At 36.4% G+C, this 24117-nt stretch carries 18 protein-coding genes; 2 read left to right on the top strand and 16 right to left on the bottom strand.

The genetic code is table 11. The features are described from left to right. Positions 1 to 84 precede the first annotated feature (84 nt). The 5 genes from ACQKMH_RS06975 to ACQKMH_RS06955 all read right to left on the bottom strand — a co-directional run bounded on the left by ACQKMH_RS06975 (position 85) and on the right by ACQKMH_RS06955 (position 6082). A complete protein-coding gene (locus ACQKMH_RS06975) occupies positions 85 to 687 on the bottom strand; it encodes a TetR/AcrR family transcriptional regulator (protein ID WP_427586691.1) in 603 nt (200 codons plus the stop codon). A gap of 374 nt (positions 688 to 1061) precedes the next feature. Beyond that, positions 1062 to 1337, bottom strand: coding sequence for a hypothetical protein (locus tag ACQKMH_RS06970; protein WP_427586690.1), 276 nt, complete (start codon positions 1335 to 1337; stop codon positions 1062 to 1064). Between the two features lie 284 nt (positions 1338 to 1621). Then, complete coding sequence (locus tag ACQKMH_RS06965) at positions 1622 to 3043, bottom strand: M20 family metallopeptidase (RefSeq protein WP_427586689.1); 1422 nt, start codon at positions 3041 to 3043, stop codon at positions 1622 to 1624. A 229-nt stretch (positions 3044 to 3272) separates the two neighbouring features. Next, complete coding sequence (locus ACQKMH_RS06960; RefSeq protein ID WP_427586688.1) at positions 3273 to 4673, bottom strand: M20 family metallopeptidase; 1401 nt, start codon at positions 4671 to 4673, stop codon at positions 3273 to 3275. Between the two features lie 170 nt (positions 4674 to 4843). Then, positions 4844 to 6082 (bottom strand): MFS transporter, encoded by a 1239-nt coding sequence (locus ACQKMH_RS06955; RefSeq protein ID WP_427586687.1) that lies wholly within the window; start codon positions 6080 to 6082, stop codon positions 4844 to 4846. A 151-nt stretch (positions 6083 to 6233) separates the two neighbouring features. Between ACQKMH_RS06955 and ACQKMH_RS06950 the strand changes: the two genes are divergently transcribed. Beyond that, complete coding sequence (locus ACQKMH_RS06950) at positions 6234 to 8312, top strand: helix-turn-helix domain-containing protein (RefSeq protein WP_427586686.1); 2079 nt, start codon at positions 6234 to 6236, stop codon at positions 8310 to 8312. A 748-nt stretch (positions 8313 to 9060) separates the two neighbouring features. On the opposite strand, the gene ACQKMH_RS06945 is transcribed toward ACQKMH_RS06950, so the two are convergent. From ACQKMH_RS06945 to ACQKMH_RS06910, 8 genes are all read right to left on the bottom strand, one after another. Then, positions 9061 to 9444, bottom strand: a complete 384-nt coding sequence (locus ACQKMH_RS06945) for a VOC family protein (protein ID WP_427586685.1) — start codon at positions 9442 to 9444, stop codon at positions 9061 to 9063. A gap of 97 nt (positions 9445 to 9541) precedes the next feature. Continuing rightward, positions 9542 to 10963 carry an amidase gene (locus ACQKMH_RS06940; RefSeq protein WP_427586684.1) on the bottom strand — a complete coding sequence of 474 codons (1422 nt, stop codon included), beginning with the start codon at positions 10961 to 10963 and terminating at the stop codon, positions 9542 to 9544. A 224-nt stretch (positions 10964 to 11187) separates the two neighbouring features. After that, on the bottom strand, positions 11188 to 12390 hold the full coding sequence (locus ACQKMH_RS06935) for a dipeptidase (protein ID WP_427587530.1): 1203 nt from the start codon (positions 12388 to 12390) through the stop codon (positions 11188 to 11190). After that, entirely contained in the window at positions 12390 to 13670 is a 1281-nt protein-coding gene (locus tag ACQKMH_RS06930) for a Rieske 2Fe-2S domain-containing protein (RefSeq protein WP_427586683.1), read from the bottom strand. The genes ACQKMH_RS06935 and ACQKMH_RS06930 overlap by 1 nt, the downstream gene beginning before the upstream one ends. Positions 13671 to 14222: 552 nt before the next feature. Beyond that, on the bottom strand, positions 14223 to 15476 hold the full coding sequence (locus tag ACQKMH_RS06925; protein WP_427586682.1) for a CaiB/BaiF CoA transferase family protein: 1254 nt from the start codon (positions 15474 to 15476) through the stop codon (positions 14223 to 14225). Positions 15477 to 15492: 16 nt separating this feature from the next. Continuing rightward, positions 15493 to 16821 (bottom strand): CaiB/BaiF CoA transferase family protein, encoded by a 1329-nt coding sequence (locus ACQKMH_RS06920; RefSeq protein WP_427586681.1) that lies wholly within the window; start codon positions 16819 to 16821, stop codon positions 15493 to 15495. A 7-nt stretch (positions 16822 to 16828) separates the two neighbouring features. Then, positions 16829 to 17344: a Zn-ribbon domain-containing OB-fold protein gene (locus tag ACQKMH_RS06915; RefSeq protein WP_427586680.1), complete on the bottom strand. Its 516-nt coding sequence runs from the start codon at positions 17342 to 17344 to the stop codon at positions 16829 to 16831. Continuing rightward, positions 17316 to 18494 carry a thiolase C-terminal domain-containing protein gene (locus ACQKMH_RS06910; RefSeq protein ID WP_427586679.1) on the bottom strand — a complete coding sequence of 393 codons (1179 nt, stop codon included), beginning with the start codon at positions 18492 to 18494 and terminating at the stop codon, positions 17316 to 17318. The genes ACQKMH_RS06915 and ACQKMH_RS06910 overlap by 29 nt, the downstream gene beginning before the upstream one ends. A 377-nt stretch (positions 18495 to 18871) precedes the next feature. Here ACQKMH_RS06910 and ACQKMH_RS06905 point away from each other — a divergent pair, with 377 nt between their 5' ends. Beyond that, the gene (locus tag ACQKMH_RS06905; RefSeq protein ID WP_427586678.1) at positions 18872 to 20815 is read left to right on the top strand and encodes a XylR N-terminal domain-containing protein; all 1944 of its coding nucleotides are present in this window, start codon (positions 18872 to 18874) and stop codon (positions 20813 to 20815) included. Between the two features lie 216 nt (positions 20816 to 21031). Here the strand turns inward: ACQKMH_RS06905 and ACQKMH_RS06900 are convergent, their stop codons facing one another. From ACQKMH_RS06900 to ACQKMH_RS06890, 3 genes are all read right to left on the bottom strand, one after another. Beyond that, entirely contained in the window at positions 21032 to 22390 is a 1359-nt protein-coding gene (locus ACQKMH_RS06900; protein WP_427586677.1) for an MFS transporter, read from the bottom strand. 732 nt (positions 22391 to 23122) lie between these two features. Next, positions 23123 to 23545 carry a hypothetical protein gene (locus ACQKMH_RS06895; protein ID WP_427586676.1) on the bottom strand — a complete coding sequence of 141 codons (423 nt, stop codon included), beginning with the start codon at positions 23543 to 23545 and terminating at the stop codon, positions 23123 to 23125. Between the two features lie 205 nt (positions 23546 to 23750). Further along, positions 23751 to 24017 carry a hypothetical protein gene (locus tag ACQKMH_RS06890; RefSeq protein WP_427586675.1) on the bottom strand — a complete coding sequence of 89 codons (267 nt, stop codon included), beginning with the start codon at positions 24015 to 24017 and terminating at the stop codon, positions 23751 to 23753. Positions 24018 to 24117: the final 100 nt, after the last annotated feature.

The following is a 24117-nucleotide window of genomic DNA, read 5'->3' as shown; positions in this document are numbered from 1 at the left end:
ACATGCTTATATAACTTTTTCCCATAAATTAATTATTACATTTTAGTGAACAAATAAGCTAAAGAACCAAAGGGAATTAAGAGCTTACCCCTGGTTCTTTTCTGAGTAGTGCTGTAAAAGTATTCTTACTTGCTCAATGCTATGAAGCATATGTTCATTATTTAAAGACAAGCGACTTGCCATAACGGCGCCTTCTATAGTCGAAAACAAAAAGGATGCTAAAGAATAAGAATCTACATCCTGTCGAAATTCTTTTGAACGAATTCCCTCATCAATGATAGATTGTATGAAAAATAAAGTTTGATTATAGGCTTCGGTAGCTTTATCATGAAGTTCTGGAAAACCAAAATCAGTTTCTATGGCAGTATTAAGTAGAGGGCATCCTCCATCAATAGGTGGATTATTAACAGCATCTTGATAGACATGACACATTGCTATTAATTTCTCTGCCGCTGTAACTTTAGATTTCGTTGCTTCAAAAAAATGCTTCCAGATTATACTCCCGGCAAATTCGAATGAAGCAATAGCAATTTCGTCCTTGTTTTTAAATCGTCTATATATTGCACCTTTAGGTAATCCTGTTGCTTCCATAATATCTTGTATAGAAGTTTGACTGTAGCCTTTTTTATTAAATAAGGCCAAGGAAGTTTGAATAATCAGACTGCGTGTTTCATCTACCTTATTCATATATTTTCTCCTCCAAATGTGAATGTAGCATTTATTATATCTAAAAATGCAATAACTTTAAATTATACATTTTTTTATTTTGTCCTATTTAAAGAGGACGCCTTTTTAATAAAGAAATACACGACCGAATCATGAAGATTGTTTTAAGACAAATAGGTTACACAGTTATTCCAGAATCTGGCCCAATTGTTGAACAAATCAATATGCAATTCTTGTCTTTTTTTAAATTTTAAGCCTTTCTGGTTGAACTACTGGTCCCTTTTCTTCAATAAAATATAAGCAATGTTCTTCAACAATCGGGCCCTTTAATTGAATAAAAGGAGAACACATATTATAAATGACTAATATGTGCTCTCCTTTATTTTAAAGGTTTTTTATAATTTAAATCTTGATAAGCGGAGCAAACCATTCTTTGTATAATGTCTGAACTTCACCCTACATTTAATCTTGGGATCCAAGTATATGAATTCCTTGTTTTCATTAACAATTAAATCTTGATACAGCTTTCCTGCTGCAGGAGTGACAAACTCCATAATGCCATCTGGCTTTATTCGGTTATTTTCTTCAATCCCAAGCAGCAATCCAAATTCATCTTTTCTTAATCCGGGTATGACTGCTTCAGTATATTGATAATTGATAACCTTTTCCAATCATGAGATCGTTTACTAATTTGATATTGTGAATTTACATTCTTCTGAACGATTCCTTCAAGTCCTTATTGTTTTATATATCAAAATAAGCTGGGCTATTCCCATACATCCACCGAACCTTACAAATCATATCAGTATCTTCCACTACCTTATCAAGCAGCTCTTTCCTCTCATGTAGAGGTAAATGAGTTACCTTTTGGCCATTATGGCTTAATTATTGGTTAATTTCCCCACCGTATTAAACCGGGTATGAAGCTTGGATTGGCAGCAAAGTCTTTTAAACTTTATATAGTTGCTACTCTGGATTTTACTTGTTTAATCGAAGAGGGCTTTACTCCCAACGGAATCAGCGATTGGTACACTTCTCCGCCTAATTGCTTTTTATGTTCAGCCTTCGCTTTTTCGATGAGTTCAGGATTCTGCATAGTTTCAATAGCTGAGGCTGCAATGACTTTTCCTGCTAACAACATACCTTTGTGGGCAATGGAAGATTTCCCCTGGGCCACTAATTGCCAACTATGCGGCTGAGTCCCAAAAGCACATGTTGTTACATATATTTGTCCTGTTGGCACAATCCAGCTTACATCCCCGACATCCGTGGACGCTGCGATGAAGTCCGGTTCAAACAAATACTCATTAATTTTATCCGAAAGCTCCTTTCCTTTTTTATTACGGATAGCTTTCTTTTCTTCTTCTGAAAAAGTAGCCTGAATGGATTTAGAGAAATCAATCTCTTCTTGGGTATAAGATTCAGCCCCAATTTGTGTGAAATGATTGTGCATTAGAGAGCCCAAGGTGATGTTGGGGACCAAATCCGCAGAAGCCCCATCAAATTGAATGTCCACTTGTGTTCCGGTCATTAAGGCTGCTCCTCGGGCTACATTAAAAATACGTTCACTTATTTCACTTACTTGATGCATCTTAGGGGCTCGGATTTTATATAAAACTTCAGCTTCCGCCTGAACAACATTGGGTGCAGAGCCACCGGTGTTTGTTATCGCATAATGTAATCGAGCATCTGGAATGATATGCTCCCTTAAAAAATTTGCTCCCACATTCATTAATTCCACTGCATCTAAAGCACTTCGACCTAAATGAGGGCTAAACGAAGCATGGGTACTTAACCCTTTGAATTTAAAATAAACTTGGCTGGTAGCTAGCATCCTAGCATTATAGGCGAGATTCTCATCCCAAGGATGCCATGTAAACGCAACGTCTACATCATCGAAGAGACCGGCTCTAGCCATATGTGCTTTCCCTCCACCGCCTTCTTCCGCAGGGCAACCATAATAGCGCACGGTGCCTTTCAATCCGGTCTGCTCCATGTAATGTCGAATAGCAATGGCTGCAGCAAGCGATCCTGATCCCAGAAGATTGTGTCCGCATCCATGCCCGTTTCCGTCCTCGACGATCGCTTCCTTGGCAGCTACTCCGGGTTTTTGGCTTAATCCTGGTAGGGCGTCGTATTCTCCCAAAATCGCAATCACAGGTTTCCCACTTCCATAACTTCCCACAAAAGCGGTTTCAATATCTCCTGCATGTCGTTTAACCTGAAATCCCTCTTCCTCAAGCGTTGTACATAAAAGAGCTGCTGACTGAAATTCTTCATATTTTGTTTCGCAAAACCCCCAAATTTTATCGCTTAATTCAATTAATTTCTCTCTCTTTTGCTCGATAATGTTAGATATGTTTTCATGATAACTCAACTGTTTCACTCCACTTCTTTAAATAATTTATCAAAACTGACTTACTTGAACAGTTTAGAATAGGCTTTTAAGGATTTAATATATTTACTAGTGATTGCGTGTACCATTTCCCGACAGTCCCTTTCATTTGTTAGAGCACAAAGAAAGCGGACTGACCCTATCGTTTTGAAAACAGTTTTGGAGGTGGGATCTATTATCTATAATGTCACCTACTCGACTATCCTGGATATTAGGCACGTCTAATCGGAGAGGGCTTTACTCCTAGTGGAATCAACGATTGGTACACCTCTCCACCTAATTGCTTTTTATGTTCAGCCTTCGCTTTTTCGATGAGTTCAGGATTCTGCATTGCTTCTATAGCTGAGGCTGCAATGACTTTTCCTGCTAACAACATACCTTTGTGGGCAATGGAGGATTTTCCCTGAGCCACCAATTGCCAACTGTGAAATGGTGATCCAAACGCACATGTCGCTACATATATTTGTCCTGTAGGCACAATCCAGCTTACATCCCCAACATCAGTAGATGATGCGAGAAATCCCGGTTCAAACGAATACTCGTTAACTTTATCCGATAGCACTTTTCCATTATTATTCCGGATTGCTTTCTTTTCTTCTTCTGAAAAAGTAGCCTGAATGGATTTAGAGAAATCAATCTCTTCTTGGGTATAAGATTCAGCCCCAATTTGTGTGAAATGATTGTGCATTAGAGAGCCCAAGGTGATGTTGGGGACCAAATCCGCAGAAGCCCCATCAAATTGAATGTCCACTTGTGTTCCTGTCATTAGGGCTGCTCCTCGGGCTACATTAAAAATACGTTCACTTATTTCACTTACTTGATGCATCTTAGGGGCTCGGATTTTATATAATACTTCAGCTTCCGCCTGAACAACATTGGGCGCAGAGCCACCGGCGTTTGTTATCGCATAATGTAATCGAGCATCCGGAATGATATGCTCCCTTAAAAAATTTGCTCCCACATTCATTAATTCCACTGCATCTAAAGCACTTCGACCTAAATGAGGGCTAAACGATGCATGGGTACTTAACCCTTTGAATTTAAAATAAACTTGGCTGGTAGCTAGCATCCTAGCATTATAGGCGAGATTCTCATCCCAAGGATGCCATGTAAACGCAACGTCTACATCATTGAATAGACCGGCTCTAGCCATATGCGCTTTTCCGCCACCTCCTTCTTCCGCAGGGCAACCATAATAACGCACGGTGCCCTTCAGTCCGTTCTGCTCCATGTAATGTCGAATAGCAATGGCTGCGGCAAGCGATCCTGATCCCAGAAGATTGTGTCCGCATCCATGCCCGTTTCCGTCCTCGACGATCGCTTCCTTGGCAGCTACTCCGGCTTTTTGGCTTAATCCTGGTAGGGCGTCGTATTCTCCCAAAATCGCAATCACAGGTTTCCCACTTCCATAACTTCCTACAAAAGCGGTTTCAATGTCTCCTGCATGTCGTTTAACCTGAAATCCCTCTTCCTCAAGCGTTGTACATAAAAGAGCTGCTGACTGAAATTCTTCATATTTTGTTTCGTAAAATCCCCAAATTTTATCGCTTACATGGACGAGTTTCTCTCTCTTTTGCTCGATAATGTTAGATATGGTTTCATGATAGCTCAATTGTTTCACTCCAATTTCATTCGAATAATTTAGTAAATTTGACCTACTTGAACAGTTTAGGATGCTTTATTTATATAAACATCAGCAGAAAAGCTATTATTGGTCAATTGAAACAAATTCACCAGTTTTTGAAATATCTACTCCTCGATTCTGTTCGACATTATTCCACACTATTTACTAGCCACTGCGGTAGTCTCATTCAGGTCATCTATTTTCTTTTTGGTGTTAATCGTAATCCCTACAATTAATACGGCGAGGGCGGAAGCTACCAAAAACATAAACGCTACATTATAGTTCTGATCAAAGGCATTAATCAGAAAACCCATAATCGTTGGAGTAAGAATGGAACCGATCTGAGCACCGGTATTAATAATACCCGTAGCTGTTCCAACCGAATCTTCCGAAATATGTTTGAGAGGCAAAACAAACACAGTAATATTCATCGCATTTAGGAACACATTAGACAAAGACAAATACGTAAAGGCAAGTGGAATCGAATGTGAATTGAACATCAGGTAGATAAAAATTGCAGAAAGAAATGCACCGATAATAAACATATATTTCTCTCGTCCGACCATGAATTTATCCAAGATCCAACCACTTACAAGAAAAGATATAAATCCTAGAATATAAGGAATCGATGAGTATGCTCCCATAGAGACCATGTCCATACCTTTTACCTTTACCCAGTAAGATGGTAGCCAGCTTTGTAGTCCCCAGAATACAATATTAGTAAAGAAAGCAGCTATCATCAATTTCCAAATCAATGGAAGTTTCAATAAAGACTTAATAGGAACTTTATTTTGTTTTTTTACCTTTTGAGTATCTTTTTTCTCTTCCGATGACTGAAGGACAAACCAAAAGATTACAGCAAGTAGGATACCTATCACACCAAAAACGAAAAACATCCAATTCCAACCAATAGAAGTTAACAGCAAAGTAACAGTAACAGAGCCAACTGCAAACCCAACCGAAGCACCTGCTGATATAACCGACTTAGCTCGCGCTCTTGTTTGTTTTTGAAAATTATCAACAATGGCAACCGAAGCGCTTGCAGGAAAGGCACCTTCTCCGACTCCCAGCAAAAAGCGTGATGCGATCAATGTGGATGAAGAACGGGCCATACCAGTTAGTATGGTAGCAATGGACCATATAGTAATAGCACCGGTTAGAACTTTTTTAACTCCCCACTTATCAGCTAAGTATCCCCCTACAAACTGCATAATGGCATAACTGAGGAAAAAGCTACTTAAAATTAAACCTGCTTTATCCGATGTCAAATTTAGTTCTTTCGAAATCGGTATAATAGCAAAATTCATAGCAGTTTTATCGATAAAACACACAATCTGAGCTAAAAATAATAATAAAAGGATTATAAATTTCTTTTTACTTCCTAAAGTCTTTTTCATGAATTATCCTCCCTTTTGAATTTAATCACTCAAAATATTTTGAATGTTCTTAAATTATGATAAGCTATAAAAAAAGTAAAATATATGGAGTTTATTAACGATAATTCATAGTTTTTATGTAGTTTTAAACATAGAGAGAGAGTGTGGATAAATGTTAAATCTTACATCTATTGAAAAATTCATAGAGAAAAAATTCAAAAATACCCCTTATCAGGTTTGGTTAGGAAAACATAGTATGATGGAATTATGCTCGTTCAGCGGGCATCAACCAGCTGTATATCCTCCTCCTTTACCCCTTAATGATAAAGATACCAACTATACTTTTTTACAACAAAACAATATAACCTACATGGGAATGACTTTTGAAGACAGTTTTCAGGTTATTGTTTGTTTTTTTGATAGAAACATCTTTAATGATTTTGAATTTGATCATTTATATCTCCTGTTTTCAGTTCTCTATTATAAAGAGATTAGTAAATCTAAAAACAAAGAACTTGAAAAAGTAATTGAAGGTATAAGAATTCTTAATTCTAGCCTTGATTTAAATGAATTGTTAAAGAAAATTTTTCAAATTGCTTTAAATGTAATTCCTTCTGGAGATGCAGGAGTTTTCAGGATATTTGATTCTGAAACTAATCTCCTAGTTCCTCTTACTACAGTTGGACTGCCGGAAGAATATATCCAATATAAAACAAGAATAGGGGAATCTACTTCCGGCCAAGTATTCATAGATGGAATTCCCAGAATTCACCATTCCAAGCAAGAAATTTTAATGGACCGAATAAATATTTCGAAAGAAAATTGGTCTTTTGTAAAAAATGGTGATATGGCAAGGGCAATGATAACCGTACCAGTTTCATTAGGAGACACCCGTATAGGAACGATGACAATTCTCCAATTCTCTAAGAAAAAGAAATTTACAGAAAGGGATTTAGATTTATTACAAGGTTTTTCTCCTCAAGTAGCAATTGCTTATAATAATGCCAAGCTATACAAAGAAGCTCATACAAGATTAAATAAGGTTACACAATTAAGTAATGAATTAGAGGAGAAAAATAAACTTCTTCAACAAAGAATCAACGTGCATGATACATTAACCCAACTCTCCTTAAATAACAAAGGAATTAAAGCGATTATTTACGAAACAAATAGAATGCTTGGGATGCCAGTTGGCTATGTTGATTTTTTAGACAGCGAGTTTTACCCTAGGAATCAAAATCAAAAAAAATTTAGTATTGATAACATATCGAATCAAATTTCGATTCATAAAAATTCTCCCGCATTCATTGAAATGAATAATCAGGATTATTATTTTTATCCGATCATCGTTGGTACAGCATTATTAGGTTGCATTATCATTACTCTTTCCCACCCACTTTCTTCAATGGATACTATCACAATTGAACAAAGTGGTTCAGTTCTTGCATTAGAACTTGCAAAAAAAATATCTTTGACTGAAATTCATTACAAAAAAGTTCAGGAATATTTTAATCAATTACTTGAAAATCACGATCACAAAACTTTGATTGCAAAAGGCCATAAATTCAACTTAGAATTTTCTACCTACACATTTGTTGTTTTATGTGAAATTCCGGATCTTTTTGAACCTTTTGAAATCGAGGCAAGAATTCAACGATTATTATCAAAAATTAAAAAAGGATTTCCAAAAATTAATAAGTTAATTTTCGGATTTCATAACAAAGTAACTTTACTGTTTTCAGTACCCAATACGAAGGATCTAAACAGAATCATACATCATATTAAAATGATTATTGAAGATGAGGAAAGATACGATAAAAACGACATACGCATAGGCCTTGGTACTCCATATAAAGAAATTAAAAATATTGTAAAGAGTTATAATGAGGCGAACAAAAGCTTAGCTTTTTTAATAAATAGAAATAAATTCGGGTTGATTCGTTATGAAGAGATAGGAGTAAATAGATTTTTCTTAAATCAACCTATTCAAGAGATAGAAGAGTTTACTGAAGAAATCTTTTCCCAGTTACGATCTGAAAAATTACAAAATAAAGATTTAGAAAAAACTCTAATGATCTATATCTCATCAAATAAATCTGCTACTGAAACAGCAAAGACACTTCATATTCATATCAACACACTTTACCAGCGTTTAAGAAAAATAGAAGAATTATTAAACATAAGTTTTAATAATGCTGAAGACATGTTGAAAATCCAGTTAACCTGTCATTTAAGAGAGACCTTTGAATAATAAATATTTTGTAAACGAGCACTTTCAGAGACCGGACGTTGATCATATTATTCATTATAGAAAAAATTCTTAATTTCAAACTCATGTCTCACATAAGACTAATGAGCAAAACATAAATCTAGATAATATCAATTATTAATTATTCGACAAAAAAAGTTTTGAAACGGAATATGGGCAGACTCTTAACTGGTCACCACAATTAGGTTGATCCCAACCCTTTGATATTAAAGGATTTGATCCTTGTTTAGACGATGACCTGTGAGGGACATGAATAACTGGATCATACTTTGGCGACCTACCTCTGAATACATATCTTTCACCAAATCATAAATGAAAGTGAAGTCAATGGCTGCATCAATTTAAAACAAAAAAGACTGACTATAATTAGTCAGTCTAAAGGTGACGTCAGGTGCTTCCTCACGTCTTATATATTATGCATATGTTTGGACAAGCGTTACTCTATCTATTAATTTATGAATAGCACAATTTGCTTCATAGTCAAACACCTCATCCTTTATGCTAATATATCGTCTGTCACTTGGTAAGTAGAGATATTGACAAGGTTGTGTTCAATGTTATTAAAGTTACACATAAAACAGCAAGGTCCTTGTCCGATGTTTAGTAATTCACCAAAGCTGATAATATAATATTCTTCTCTAATCAAGGAGACTACTTTAGTGCAGAAAGTAGTTAAAGGGGGGATGTCTAAAATATACTTTTAATGATAATAAAGGTATTTTATTGGTTTTTACGGCCTTTCTACAAATTGTAAAAGTTCGTCATCGGGACCGTGAAATAATATCATACGCCCTCCATCAAGAGTAGGTTTCGGCTCATCGCTTAGAAATTCAATTCCTTTTTCCATATAATATCCAATAGTTTCATTAAGATGATTAACACTAAAAGCCAGGTGATTCATTATTCCATACGGTTGGTATTTTACAATCGGTTCAAAATCCTGAATTAATTCAATCTCTACATCATGCTGCAAGTCTAAATACAAAAAAGCCATTTCACGATCAGGTCCACTTCCTCTTAAGCGCAATTTTAGCCCCAATATTTCCGTATAAAATCGGATTGATTTTTCAATATCTTTAACAATTATTGCGGTATGTTCTATTTTTCGAATCATAAATTTAATCTCTTTTCTTTTTTTATTTGAATTATTTCCGTTTTATTAATTGCAAGGTTAGGAGTGACTCAGTCCCACAGTAGGCCATTTTCTTCTATTATGATTTTATTGGCGAGTAATTTCTATTTTCTCTTAATGCCTGTAACCATCGTTGTGAATTTTCATAGCAATCTCCTATTTGCAATATTTTTTTATCTGAGAAAGGTTTTCCAATGAGCTGAAGACCTATGGGAAGGGTATCCATTGTAAAACCACAAGCAACTGATAGCGAAGGGAAACCTAAAATATTTGCAAGAGGGGTTTTCCCTAGTGTAAACATATTGCTGATTGCCTGTTCAGGTACCATTGTACCTATTTTAAAAGGCCGTTGAATGTTAGTTGGCCCAATAAGAGCATCAATGTCTTTCATTTGCTTAATGGTTTCTTTGACAAACTGATCTCTAATCCTATGGGCATTAATATATGATGTAGCAGAAACTTCTCTCCCGAATTGAAATCTATATTTTAAATCATTTCCGTACAAATCTCCGTGTCTTCTCAATAAAGGCTGATGAAAGGAGACAACCTCTGATTGAGCAATACACTTCAGGGCATTTAGTGCTTCCTCAATACCGGGTAGATGAATTGGCACTATTTCTGCTCCAAGTGTTTCTAATTGGTCAAAGGCTTTTTCAATGACCTCTTTTATATCTTGATCGATCCCAGAAAACATATATGGTTCATAGATACCAAATTTGATACCTTTTAAATCATTCAATAATGAGTAGTCTGATATTTTAAATTCATCTCTTTTTACGGTTGAACGATCATTAGGATCGTATCCTCTCATCACTTCAAGCAAAAATGCAGCATCTTTTACTGACCTTGTCATAGGACCGACGTGATCTAATGACCAACTGAATGGAAGGCAGCCCTCCCGGCTTACAAGACCATATGTTGGTTTAAAACCGACTGTGCCACAAAAAGCTGCAGGTAGACGAATGGAACCGGCAGTGTCTGAACCAACAGCACCAAAAGCCAAACCCGTTGATGTCGCTACTGCTGAACCTCCGCTTGAACCACCAGGTATTCTGGTGATATCCCAAGGATTCTTAGTACTTCCATAGTGAGGATTTTCTGTTGTTGCTCCCATAGCAAATTCATGCAAGTTCGTCTTCCCAATAATAATAGCGCCAGCCTGTTTTAGCTTTTTTATTGAGGTTGCATCTTCATTAGGTACCCAGTCTTGGAAAATTTTAGATCCTCCAGTTGTTAGGACTCCCTTTGTTTGTAAGATATCTTTTACAGCAATCGGAATTCCATGCAAAGGACCTCTAATATGATTTTTCTGACTTTCTATTTCTAATTGCTTAGCCTGCTCCATTGCTTCTTCTTCCATAACGGTTATAAATGCATTAAGGACGGGATCATGTTGTTGAATACGGTGGAGTGTTAACTTTGTCAACTCGACTGGCGATAGCTTTTTATTTTTAATGGCTGAACTAGCTGCTTCAATTGTTTCAAAAAGAATATCATTCACTGTTTAGTCTCCTCAAAATCTTCAAGGTTAAATATAAAGGCTGGTTCCGAGTTTATAAGTTCCAGTTCTTTTTGGTTAAGGATTTTACCCAAAAATTCCACTAAAGTCATTAAATCACTACTTTCTATAGAAAATTTCAATAAAAGCTTCATGCCTTATTTCTTATTTTAGACACTATTACAAAATCTTTTGCGAATTGTTTATACTAAATGTTTCGATCTTCTCTAACGTATTAGAATCTCCTTTATTACCCTCATGGCATTCCCACCAGAAACTTTAACAATTTCCTCTATTGAATAATGATTTTTAATCATCCAGCCAATCATATTTTTCATTGCTTCTGCAGGATTTTCGAGACCCTTCACATAAGAAGATTCCTCAAATATTTCTCCACTGTGCGAAACTGAGATTCCTAACATGTCGTCAAAAGCATGCTGTAAGGCTACATGGTCACCAAAGAATGTATCTGGACCAAAGCCAACATGATTGATACCTACTAAATTCTTAATATACTCAAAATGCTCCATTACCGTATTGATCGAATGAGAAGGTGAATTCTTTGTTAACGTGGTATTGGGAGCAGCACAAATACCAATAATTCCTCCTTTTTCTGCACAAGCTTTTAATACATGGTCTGGTTTCATTCTCGGTGTGTTCCATTTTGCTCTTGCACCTGCATGTGTCATGAAAACAGGATGTTGACTTGCCTCGATTACATCTAAACTAGTTTGATCTCCACAATGAGAAATATCAATGATCATACCTATTGTGTTCATTCTTTCAATAACATGGTGTCCAAAGTTAGTTAAACCACCGTCTCTCTTTTCTGTAAGGCCAGTACCAAGTGTATTTGATTCATTGTAGGTTATCCCCATACAACGAATCCCTAAACCATATAAAATATCAACACGATCCAGTTCGTTTTCCAAAATACTAGCTGCTTCTAAGGATGGAAGAATTGCTGTTTGTTTCTGTCCCTTAGCTTTTGTTAAATCACTATACGTACTTGCAATATAAACAGTTTTTTGATGATAAATATCTGCATAGCGCATTCCCAATAAATAAATGATATCGTCCCATTTCAAACCATTTTTCGATGTAATTGTTGAAATACCATCCATGAAATTTTCAAACATAACATCAATTCCAGATTTAGAAATTCCCTCATAATGAAAAGCTGTATGAAGACTACTGCAATAAGGAAGTATATCCTTAGATTTTCTTGGAACAACAAAACCATGATCTCTAAGAGAAACAATAGGATATTCTGTTAATACTTCACTCAGCAAATTATTTTCTTCATCTGTTAAGTGTAGTGAATACTCTGGAACTCTATGAATTTCAGTGGATAGCTCATATTGTTTGTAATCCTTGCTTGCCTTTAAATAATTAAAGGATGTATAACCATCATATGGTTTCTCATTCATCACTGCTTTTTTTCCAATACTTTCTTATGAAATTGTTCTTTTATTGGAAATGCTTCTTGCCATGATTTTTGATTATTGTCATAGAGTCCATCGCTATACAATGTTTTTAATGAATCGTTCTCTAGCTTTAATGGCTCCTGCCCCTCCTGGAATGCTTTTACTTGTTGCAGCAAGATGCGTCGCATATGAATGACCGGTAAGTCACTTGTCCCAAGATGCTCAATTGATCGGTCAACAATAGGACCCATCGTTTCAGTCGCTGCATGGTCTTGATTCGCTATCCCACGAATACCTGTGAAATTTCCTGTTCTTTGCAAATCACGATCTTGTCCATACTCGTTTTCAAGATTGATTTGTTTTTTGAAATCTTCATCCAGTTTTAATCCCCGACGATCATGTTGAGCTTGTACATCAATCACCCGGTCATGCGCAAACTGCACATCCCATGACCATGTACTGTAGTCATCCCGTGGAATAAAAGCATGCCACATTCCGTCTTCACCCCCAAACCTCGGTGGAAATGTATAAAACGGGAATATATAATGGATCTCCATGAAAGCATTTTCTTTTTCAGTCCCGATTCCTACGGCTATACACCGCTTCCCATAATTCGTATCCTCTACTGCTTGTTTTACTGGTGGGTTTTTTACAAGCGGATGATCTGGATCTATTCCTAAATCACTACTTAAAATACCTTCTTCTACTTCTTGTGTACCATGTGCTTTATGTAAGAATGCAGCATGTACATAATCCAAGTCATTTTCCATTACCTGTGCATAGTTACATTCTTGCCAAACTCGTTCTACCAATTTGTTTTCTTCTGGTAGCCCCATCCAATAAAATTCAGGAAATGGTGGTTGCTTTTCCGGCGGACCCATATATGTCCATACAATTCCACTTACTTCCTTAGTAGGGTAGTTGTTCAACTTGATTGATTGTCTGAATTTTCCGTCTTTTTCTTCGGAAGGAATTTCCATACATTCTCCATCCGTATCAAATTTCCATCCGTGATACATACACCGGATCCCGCATCCTTCATTAATTCCAAAATAAAGAGAAGTACCACGGTGTGGACACCGTTCATCGATCAAACCTACTTTTCCTTCTGTATCACGAAAGGCAATCAAATCTTCACCAAGCAACTTTACCCGTTGAGGTTTACCATCACTTTTTAATTCGTTAGACTTTAGAGCAGGAATCCAGTATCTGCGAAATAATTGTCCCATCGGTGTTTCAGGGTTTGTTTGAGTAAGTAATTGATTATCCTCTTTTGTTAACATGTTAATTCCCCCTATATAATTAAATGCTTTACAAAATAGTAATTGAAACAATATTCAAAAAAATAATTCATAAATACATCATAGGTTAACTATTAAAATCAAACAATTTAGATTTAGGTCGGAAAATATTAATTTTTCGGCCTAATCGTACAGTTAAAATTCCCTGTTACTGAAAATAAGAAAGCGAATTTTACAGAAATTCAAATCAGCAATAGATTTTCTATATTTCTCATGATACAAAGTAGTTAACTATCGCCCTTACCTTTCACATAGTTACTAAAATGAATTAAAAGTATTCTTATAAGTTGATAAAATCTTTCCACAATAAAAAAAACCTGTTGTAGATAGACTTGTTTTGTTCCCTAAACAAACAAGTCTTCTACACAGGAATTCTTACAACCACATGGAAGAGGACGATAAAAGAAAAATAATCAATCCAATCATAAGTATGAACATCTATCAGCAATGGTTTAGAACAAAACGCTTGAAAAAATATTATTAAATGATGTAAGTATCATCGATGGTTGGACTACTTCTAAATATTAATTTATATCACTTTAGAATTCCACGTTCATTGATTCTTATCTTACCAATTGCAGCAGATGAAGCTTCATTGGCTATATACTTCTCAAATTCATTGTTATGCTCACCTAGCAATGGAGGCCTTTGAGATATTTCCCAAGGAGTTTTATTAAAAATATAAGGAGCTCCTGGGTAAGTAAAGGACTCATTTAATTCCGGGTGTCGAACATTAACAAAAGTATTCCGATCTTCAACCAAGTGTTGGTCTTCCAACATTTCTTCAGGTGCACGAACGGGTGCCCATGGAAGGCTGATGCTTTGCGCATAATGGAATATATATTCTGAATCATGCTCTAAGCAAAAACGTTCTAACACTTCACATACATATTCCATATGTGTAGCGCGAAAATGATCATCCACATATCTCTCGTCTCCCAATTCCCCTTCCATCCCCTTTGATTTAAGCCAGGCCACCAAGTCTCGCCAACGCCCGGAACTTAAATACGTATTCAAACAAAGAATGTAACGACCGTCTTTACATCTGAAATTCCAGCGGCTTGACCTGTTTGGCAGAGCATGTCGTCCTGTTTGACGGTTAACATGTGCTTTTTGATACTCCCAGTACGGAATGGACATTTCTGTTGAAACCGTAACACAGTCATGAACCGAAATATCTATATACTGCCCGCCCCCGTCTGATATATCTCGATAAAATAAGGCACTAATAACTCCCATAGCAGCAAAATATCCCGATAAGTGAGCGGATTGACCTCCTGTCGGGGCAATTGGCGGCGCATCTTTCACATCGTCATAGCCAGTTACAGCCATAATTCCACCTAGAGCAAGCTGGATCAAATCACTAGATTCATACTGACTCCAAGGCCCGGATTGTCCAAAAGGGGTTATCGAACAATAAATCAAACCTGGGTGTATCTTAGAGAGATTCTCAAAATCAAGGCCCCATTCTTTCATCTGTCCGGGCTTGTAATCCTCCAGAACAACATCAAATTCGGACACCATATGGGAAAAACGCTGCTTATCAACTTCAGTTTGCAGATCAAGTGTTACTGATTTTTTAGAAGTGTTATAATGCCAGAAATATAAACTTTTATTCACGTCGGGCTCATCTTGATAAAATGGGCCAATATTACGTGATTGAACGCCTTTCGAAGGTTCTACCTTAATAACTTCCGCTCCCATATCCGCCAGTAATTTTCCGGCATACTGAGTCAATTGGTCACCGATTTCCAATACTTTAATTCCATCTAAAGCTCCCTGTATCATTTGTTATCACTCCTTTTCACCATAATGGGCGAATAGCCTTAATCTCATCCTTCGGCATATCTTCAGGCCATAAAACTCCTTCATTTGTCAATCGGTCGATTTCGTCTTGACTGTAGCCTAAAATCGTTCCAAACACATAAGTATTATCTTCTCCCATTAGAGGTCCTGATTTTTGGAGATAGGGTTGCGTTTTAGACATTTTAATAGGAATGCCTTCAAAGGATCGTAAGCCAAGTAATGAATGCTGAAGGTTTTCAAACAATCCTCGTGATTTCAGCTGAGGATCATTTACCATAAGATCCTCATTCATCTGCACGGCTCCACATGCGATTCTATGGCTCTGTAGCAGTTCCATCACTTCATATTTGTCACGCTCAATCGTGTATGACTCAATATTTTTATCTAATTCATCTTGATGGGCCAACCTCCCCTCAAACGTGTTAAATTTGTCATAATTTGTCCATACAGGATTTCCAATTGCTTGTTTGAAAGTATTCCATTCGTCATCAGAGAAAATAGCAATCGTACACCAGTCATTCTGACCACCACCCGCACAGCGATAGCTGTTATGTGGACATCCTATTTGTCCTCTGTAGCTGTTTTCCGGTGTTGCTTTGGAGACGATTGAACGATTCCCTGGTGGAAATCCCGGTCTCTTGGATGATCGTTTATTCACTGTATAATCCAGGAGATTTGCTCCGGTTAAGTGCATCGCAGTTTCAACCTGTGAAATATCGATATATTGCCCTTTCCCCGTACGTTTTTTGTGATAGAGCGCGGTCATTACAGCATAAGCACCGGTATAGCCTGCTACGACATCTAAAATGGAATATCCCCAACCCGAAGGATGAGTATCCGGAAGTCCAGAGGTATAGGTCATCCCAGATAAGGCTGCGGCGGTCGGACCCCATGTTCCGTACTTTTTATTTCGACCGCTATGACCTAAACCAGATATACTCTTATAAATGATTCCTGGAGAAATCTTTTCTAAAGTCTCGTAATCAAGTCCCCATTTTTCAAAAACACCTGCGCTGAAGTTCTCTGTTACTACATCTGATTTTTTCAACAATTCATGAATTAGTTCCATGCCACGTTCTGATTTTACATTTAACGTTATCCCTCTTTTTCCAGCGCTTAAATTGTTAAAAAAAGCACCATTATCCAGTCCCGGTTCATCCTCCTTAGCGTACATGGAAAAACGCATAGCATCGGGGGTCTTCGGCCATTCAACTTTAATAACCTCCGCTCCAAAGGAAGCTAAAATTCTGGTCGTGGTCGCACCGGAGACACTCCATGTGAAATCTAAAACGCGAATTCCTTTTAGAACTTCTGCCTGGTTCGTCATAAATTTCTTAACCCCTTTCAGACGGTTTCCAATTCACCAAAGTAATTTCATCATTTACTATTTCAAAAGCAACTTCCATTCTCATCCCGCAGTGCACCTTTGTAGGATCCATACCTACCGTATTGCCTAGCATTCTAATTCCTTCTCCTAAATCAACCACTACTAGTGCGTATGGTACTTTATCCTTGTAGTAAGGGAAAAAGCCTCTATAAACGATATTGTAAGTATAAATTTCTCCTATACCTTTAATCGGTACCCATTCTAGTTCGGCACCAGGGGCATAAGGTGAAACAAATCTTGGAGGCCAAACTTTCTTTTTTGTTTCTGTGCATTCTTGAACAATTAGTTTTCCAGATCGCGCCGCTTCCCAAAATGGTGAAAACAAATCCCATTCCCTGTCCCAATGGTCTATATTACGATTAGGTAACGGACGAAAAAGAATATCTAAATTTTCCATTTTAACAACTCTCTTTCTTAAGGGTTTATTTAAATAATTATTTGTGCAGAATAGCAATTGAACCATCGCTAAGATCTCCATAACCTGTGACAATACCAATCTTTGCATCATCAACCTGAGCTTCTCCTGCTTCTCCTCTTAATTGATAAACAGCTTCAACAACATGATTTATTCCAACAATGTGTGCCTGGGAAAGCAGCCCACCATGTGTATTGATAGGCAATTTTCCCCCAAGACTAATCCGGCCATTTTTAATAAATTCCGGCGCTTCACCCCGAGCACAAAAGCCCATTTCTTCAAGTTGCCTAAGGACAATAAAAGTGAAGCAATCATAAATTTCTGCAAAATCAATTTCTTCATGTCGCACTCCAGCCATATCAAATGCACGTGGTGCAGCATGGGTAATCCCCATATCTAAAATGTCAGGACGCGTAGGCATATCATCTGGATAAGTCGGATGACCTTCAGCGATTCCGCCTATATAAACAGGTTTTTTAAAACGATATGCATTTTTCTTAGAGGTGACAATTACAGCGCCTGCACCATCCACTTCTAGTGAGCAGTCTAATAGCCGAAAAGGAGAAACAAGCATAGGAGAGTTTTGGTAATCCTCTGATGTCATTGGGCGTCCTCTCATATATGCTTTTTTATTCAACTGAGCATGTTCCCTACAAGTCATAGCTACAATCTGCATACCAACTGGATCAGGATTATATTCATGAAACCATCTATTTGCATGAAGTGAAAAATATTGCAATGGAACCATTAAGCCGTATGGATATTCTAAGTTATCACGATACTCGGAGTTAGGCATAAATTCATTATTTAAATCTAGAATACTGGGATCCCCCGCACCCAGTCGTGGACCTGAATAGCCTTTTTGTCCTGTAGCAACAAGCACATAATCTGCGATTCCTGCATCCACTGCTAATGCTGCAGTCTGAATGGCTGCGATGGAACTGGCCCCTCCCATTTCATGACGTCCGGTGAATTTAAGTTCTTTCATTCCTAATCCATGAACAAACTCCTCATGACGAACATTATATTTCCAGGGAGAAATTACACCGTCTATCTCAGAAGGATCAATCCCAGCGTCTCTACAAGCATTAAGAGAAGCTTCAATACAAAGATGTGCTAATGCCTTGGATGTGCCTCTTACATAATCTGTTTCCCCAACACCCACGATACATGCTCTATCACTTAAAGACCGTTCCATTTCTCTTACCTCCATTTTTTCTCCATAGCTGTCATTTTGTCGCTATGGCTAATAAAAGACAATTAACTTGAAACATGCTTTATTAATTATTTAAAACTAGAAAACTTAGTATCTAGCTGCATATTTCAGGTAGAAACTAGATCCTCTATGTTTTTAACAGTTCACCAGCTTGTTATTAATTATTAAAAACAAAATGCTACATTGTACTAACTAAATCTGATATCTTAATATTAAGTATAATCTGAATATTAAATATATTAAACGACATAATGAGTAGGAAATTAGGTATAATATTGTATTATTCTGTAGTAAAAATAAAATTCAATAAAGAATTATGGTAGTGCATAAGTAAAAATGCTATTAATAGGAGGCTGATTATGGCAGTTAAAGCAAATAATATAACCTTGGGCGATTTATTTAGGATCGATGCCGAAATGGATAACTTTCTTCAGTCTCAACGAATGTTTATTTCTAGTGCAGATGCTTGGGGGACCTTAATTAAGGATTTGACTTTGACTCTTGGAATCGAACGGGCAAAGCGCTTTTTATTACGGTACGGGTATCAGTGCGGTAGACATGAAGCTGAAGTATTAAAAGATATGTTTGAGTGGGAAAATAAAAAGGAATGGGTTCTAGCAGGAGTCACCATGCATAACCTTTCTGGACGTACATCATCTGTTCCAACAAAGGCGAAAATAGATACCGAAACTGGAGAATTCGACGTTGAAGGTTTTTGGAATAATTCCTATGAAGCAAAACAATACTTACAACATTTCCCTTTTCACTCCGAACCTGTCTGCTACTTTTTGGAAGGTTATGCAAGTGGCTACTGCAGTACATCATTTGGAAGAAAAGTAGTCTTTAAAGAAATAGAGTGTATAGGAAAAGGTGATAAACATTGCCATTTCGTAGGAAAAACTTTGGAATTATGGGGTGACGAAATTTCTATCGATTCTGTTGATTATGCCCGAGAGGATATTGGTGATGAACTTGATTGGGCCTACAAGCGGATTGAAAGTCAAAGTGAAATTTTAAAGCGAGGGAATATCTTAAGTAACCAATTGACACAAATAGTTCTACAAGGAAAAGGTCTTGGCGAAATAGCCCAAACCCTCGGAAAAAGCCTTCAATGCGGAATAGTAATTTCCAATCAGTATTTTGAGACGATTACGGAGTATGGACAAGTATTCAACTATTCTTTAAAAAATATCATTGACAACAAAGAAAAACTTCGTGCATCCGACCAAAAAAAAATGGAAGAAATGATTAATAAACAAGCAACAATTCAACTAAATACCCTAGAAGAACAAGAATTCTTCAAATTCCCATTAATCACTCCAATTGTCGTCCAGAATAATATATACGGATATATTTCCATAATAAAAAATTCAAAGGAAATAGAAGAACTCGAGCCTTCTTTTATTGAAAGAGCCGCAAATATTTGCGCTCTTCATTTACTAAATGAAAAAACGGTCATAGAAACTGAACACCGTATGAAAGGTGAAATGCTTAACGAAATATTACTCCAGCCAAATCTAGATTCAAGTATTGCAAAACGACTATCTTATTTAGGCTACTCTCTTAATAAACCTCATTTTGTGTTTATATTTCGATTACAAAATCAAAATCTTCTCTTTAAGAATGATAAATTATTAACTAAAGAAAAAGATCTAATCGCTAATATTCTAAGGAAACATTCAGAATATGAGGAGCAAAAAATTTTGGTTTCAAATTACTTTGGACAAATACAAGCACTAATACCCGAGGATATATTAGTATCTCGTAAGATTAGTGCACAACAATACGGCGAAGCAATAATGGAAGAAGTAAAGCGAATTATTCCCACCTCTCAACTATTAATTGGTATAAGTAACCTTTGCTTAGATATCAATAATTTCCACCATGGATTTAAACAAGCGAAAAAAGCATTAGAAATTGCACAAATCACAAATCAGCAACAACGGGTTATCTTATTTTCGGAACTAGGTCCTATTTCTATTTTATTAGATGCACGAAATCCAGAGGAATTAGAGAGTTATGCCGATAAGGTTTTAGGGCCTATGTATGATTATGATGTTCGGAAATCTACAGAACTATTAAAAACTTTATATTTCTATTTAGATAACGAATGTAATTTACATAAAACTGCTCGTTACATGAACTTATCGATTGGTGGAATGCGTTACCGCCTGTTAAATATATCAGAACGATTTAACATTGATATGATGAATTCTAGTACTCGGCGCGAAGTACAATTAGCCTTAGATATATACCTCGCATTTGGTAAACTACCCTTTATGCAAATACAAGATAAAATTTGAGATATATTATTGTATAGATTGTTTCAATCTTCTATTTTACCTTTACCCAATGTTAGTTAGTAAAGGTTCTAATGTTTTTGTTTTGATGTTCCCTAATATAAAAAATTAATAAGAGAGGACATTTTTTGAAAATGTCCTCTCTTATTCTGGCAGAATCCTAATATGGTATATATAATAATTGGTAATTATTAATATTCCATTCCTGAAAGAATTTCTCTATGCATTTGCCTTTTCCGTACTATTTAATACCATCTTCTGTTTACAAATTTCAGAATCCACACTATCATTTGAAAGATTCTTAAGTAAAATGGTCCCCACTAAGCTTACCACCGAAGTAAAAGCTATATAAAAACCGATAGAATAGATGGATCCAGTAGTTTGTATTAGATAAGTACAGACCATTGGAGCTATGCCTCCAGCAAATACTGCAGGTATTTGTGTTCCCAATGAAGCGCCACTATAACGTAGTCTGGCGGGAAAGGCCTGAGCTACTAGAGCTGGTTGAGCACCAGCTTGTATATTATGTGGGAACATCGATAAGAGGGTTGCAAGTAAAATTATGCCTGGAACACCAGTATTCATTAATCCGATATATGGAAATGCAAAGAGAAGTGTCGCAATGACTCCCACAATATACAGACGTTTAATCCCAACCTTATCAGAAAGGTAACCAAATAAAGGAATGTTGATACACATTAATACACTTGCAAGTATATTGACATTCACCATATATTCCGAACTTACATCAAAATTATTTATACTATAATTTATCATAAAGGTTGTAAATATAGCAAAAGGTGCATGTTCAGAGAATTTTGCTAACCCAGTATATAAAACTTGCTTAGGGTATAACTTAAGTACTTCCAAAACCGGCATTTTAGAGACATGATTTACCTCTTTAACTTGACGGAACGAAGGAGTTTCTAAGATTTTATTCCGAATAATTACACCTGCGGCCAAAAGTAGTAAGCTTGCAAGAAATGGAATTCTCCACCCCCAAGTATAAAAACTGTCATTTGAAATATATAGACACAATCCTACTACAGCAGAGGATAATAACATACCTGCTCCTACCCCTGCATTTGGCACGCTTGCCATGAACCCTTTTTTCTTTTCGCTACCCCATTCCATTGACAACAGAATCGATCCTGCCCATTCTCCTCCGACTCCAATTCCTTGAATTAGACGAAGAATAACAAGTAAAATAGGAGCCCAGATTCCAATGTTCGCAAAGGTAGGCAATAACCCCATAAGAAAACTGCTCAAGCCCATCATCCATAATGTTATTACTAGTGCATTTTTCCTTCCAATACGATCACCGTAATGCCCAAAGATAACCGCACCTATTGGACGTGCCAAGAATCCGGTCGCGAAAGTAGCAAAGGATAACAATGTAGCGATAAACGGGTCCGAATCTGGGAAAAACAATTTAGGAAAGATTAATGCAGAGGCAGTTGCATATAGAAAGAAGTCATACCATTCGATTACTGCTCCAAAGGTAGCGCCTACAAGCGCCCTTCTTTTCATTTTTTTATTAGAAAGTTCATTCCCCATATCTTTAGTTTTTTTAGACAAATCATCACACCTCCATTTTTAATCACAGTCAAGTTAACTGATAAATTGCATCTAAGGTGTTAGAAATCCTTTTTTTCCTCCTACTTAAAATACTTTAAATAAGGCACTTACCTAAAGGTTCATTAATTATTTCAAAGACCCACCTCATTTCAATGATTCACTTTATTATTCAGATTATACAGAAAATTAATTCTACTTGTATGCTACATATTCTGTAGGAATTCTTTTGTCATTCTATACTTTTCTGTTGAACTTGAAATAGGGACTGACTTTAAAGTTAGTCATGGATATGCACTTGATTTAAGTTGCTAATTCTAAAAGGTTAATCATTGTTTAACCCTTAAGTAGTTTTGAACACTTTTTGCAAATTAATTACAAACAATAGTAGTCATTTAATCCCCCCCTACCTACTTTTTCGTTTAAATGTTGCCATTGGTAACCATTATTATTTTATAGAAAAATATTAGTTGCGAAGGAGATGTTTGAGGAATTTCGTTCAGGACGTTCGTAAAATGTTTTCATACTTTGGCAAACGTAAATAAGGGCTTGTTTTGGTCAAGGATTCCACTATTCGTTAAAGTGTACTTTACGAACGTTAGCGACAATGCTAAACCACCCATTTCGGAATTTTATACGCTAAGAGAATTTCAACTTAAAAAGTCGATCTCCTCTACGTTTAGGAATCGACTTTTTTTACTTTTTCTTAATGAACTTACGCACCTATTAGTTCATTTAATTTCCGCCTTTTGACTGATAAACTCTCAATGACTTTCCTTGATCAGTTCGCGGATAAAAATCCACTTCACAGTAATAGTTACCTTCTCCTACACCCTGATAATTCTTAGGAAAGATATTGCTATGCTTTCCAAAGTTAGCCTCCGTATGTCCCCCACGTGTAATATCGAATATGACGATCTCACAATCCCCTCTATATTGTTTCGTCATATCAGCTAAAACGTTAGGCAGGTCTAACAAAGTATAAATAAATAGGGATCCTGATAGGGGAAATAAAGAGGCGACTCCAAGAATGTCCTTTATCGGTATCTTATACGAATCTCCGTTTTTCTTTATCATTTTATAAAAATGCCAAAAATAAGCCGACATTCCCACTAGCATTACAAATGACAAGATTAGTGAAGAGAAATACTGTGCCAATATTCTTCATTCCCTTTTTTAGAGTTTCTTCTATTACGTTTTCCGAATAAATGATGTTTCAATTCATTTGTTGCCAAATTAACCCACATAAAGGAATGAAACCTTATTGAACTAAACTGCCCCTTTAGTTGCATAAAGAAAAAGCCTTAAAGACAGTTCCGATCTTCAGCTAACGCACCTGTTAGTTGAGAATCTACTTACTTTATCATTTAATTATTATCACAAGAAACATCATTAACAATAAAACTATATGAATCCATACCGTACATTTTATGAATATTTCCGCCCAGAATTTCTTTCGCAAACCATAGTGAAGGACAATGACAGAAAATAAGAGACTGACTATTCCATTAAGAATATTACCACCCGCGAACTGTAAAGCTATATTTACCAATCCAGAAACGATAAATAAAATGCCATATACCATATCAATCTTTTCTTTTCTTTGGACCTCGTGTTGAAATTGATACATTACTTTCCACCTCTTGGTTGTTTTATTAACTGATTATCCCGTCTTTCACTATCCTGCCCCGTTAGTTCCATAAGAAAAAGCTGCCTTAAAGACAGCTCCA

Origin of the sequence: Peribacillus sp. NPDC097895 (genome assembly GCF_050277555.1) — a bacterium.
In the GTDB taxonomy this organism is placed as follows: domain Bacteria; phylum Bacillota; class Bacilli; order Bacillales; family DSM-1321; genus Peribacillus.
Note: the sequence above shows the minus strand (reverse complement) of the source record. Positions and strands in the feature narration are given on the sequence as shown.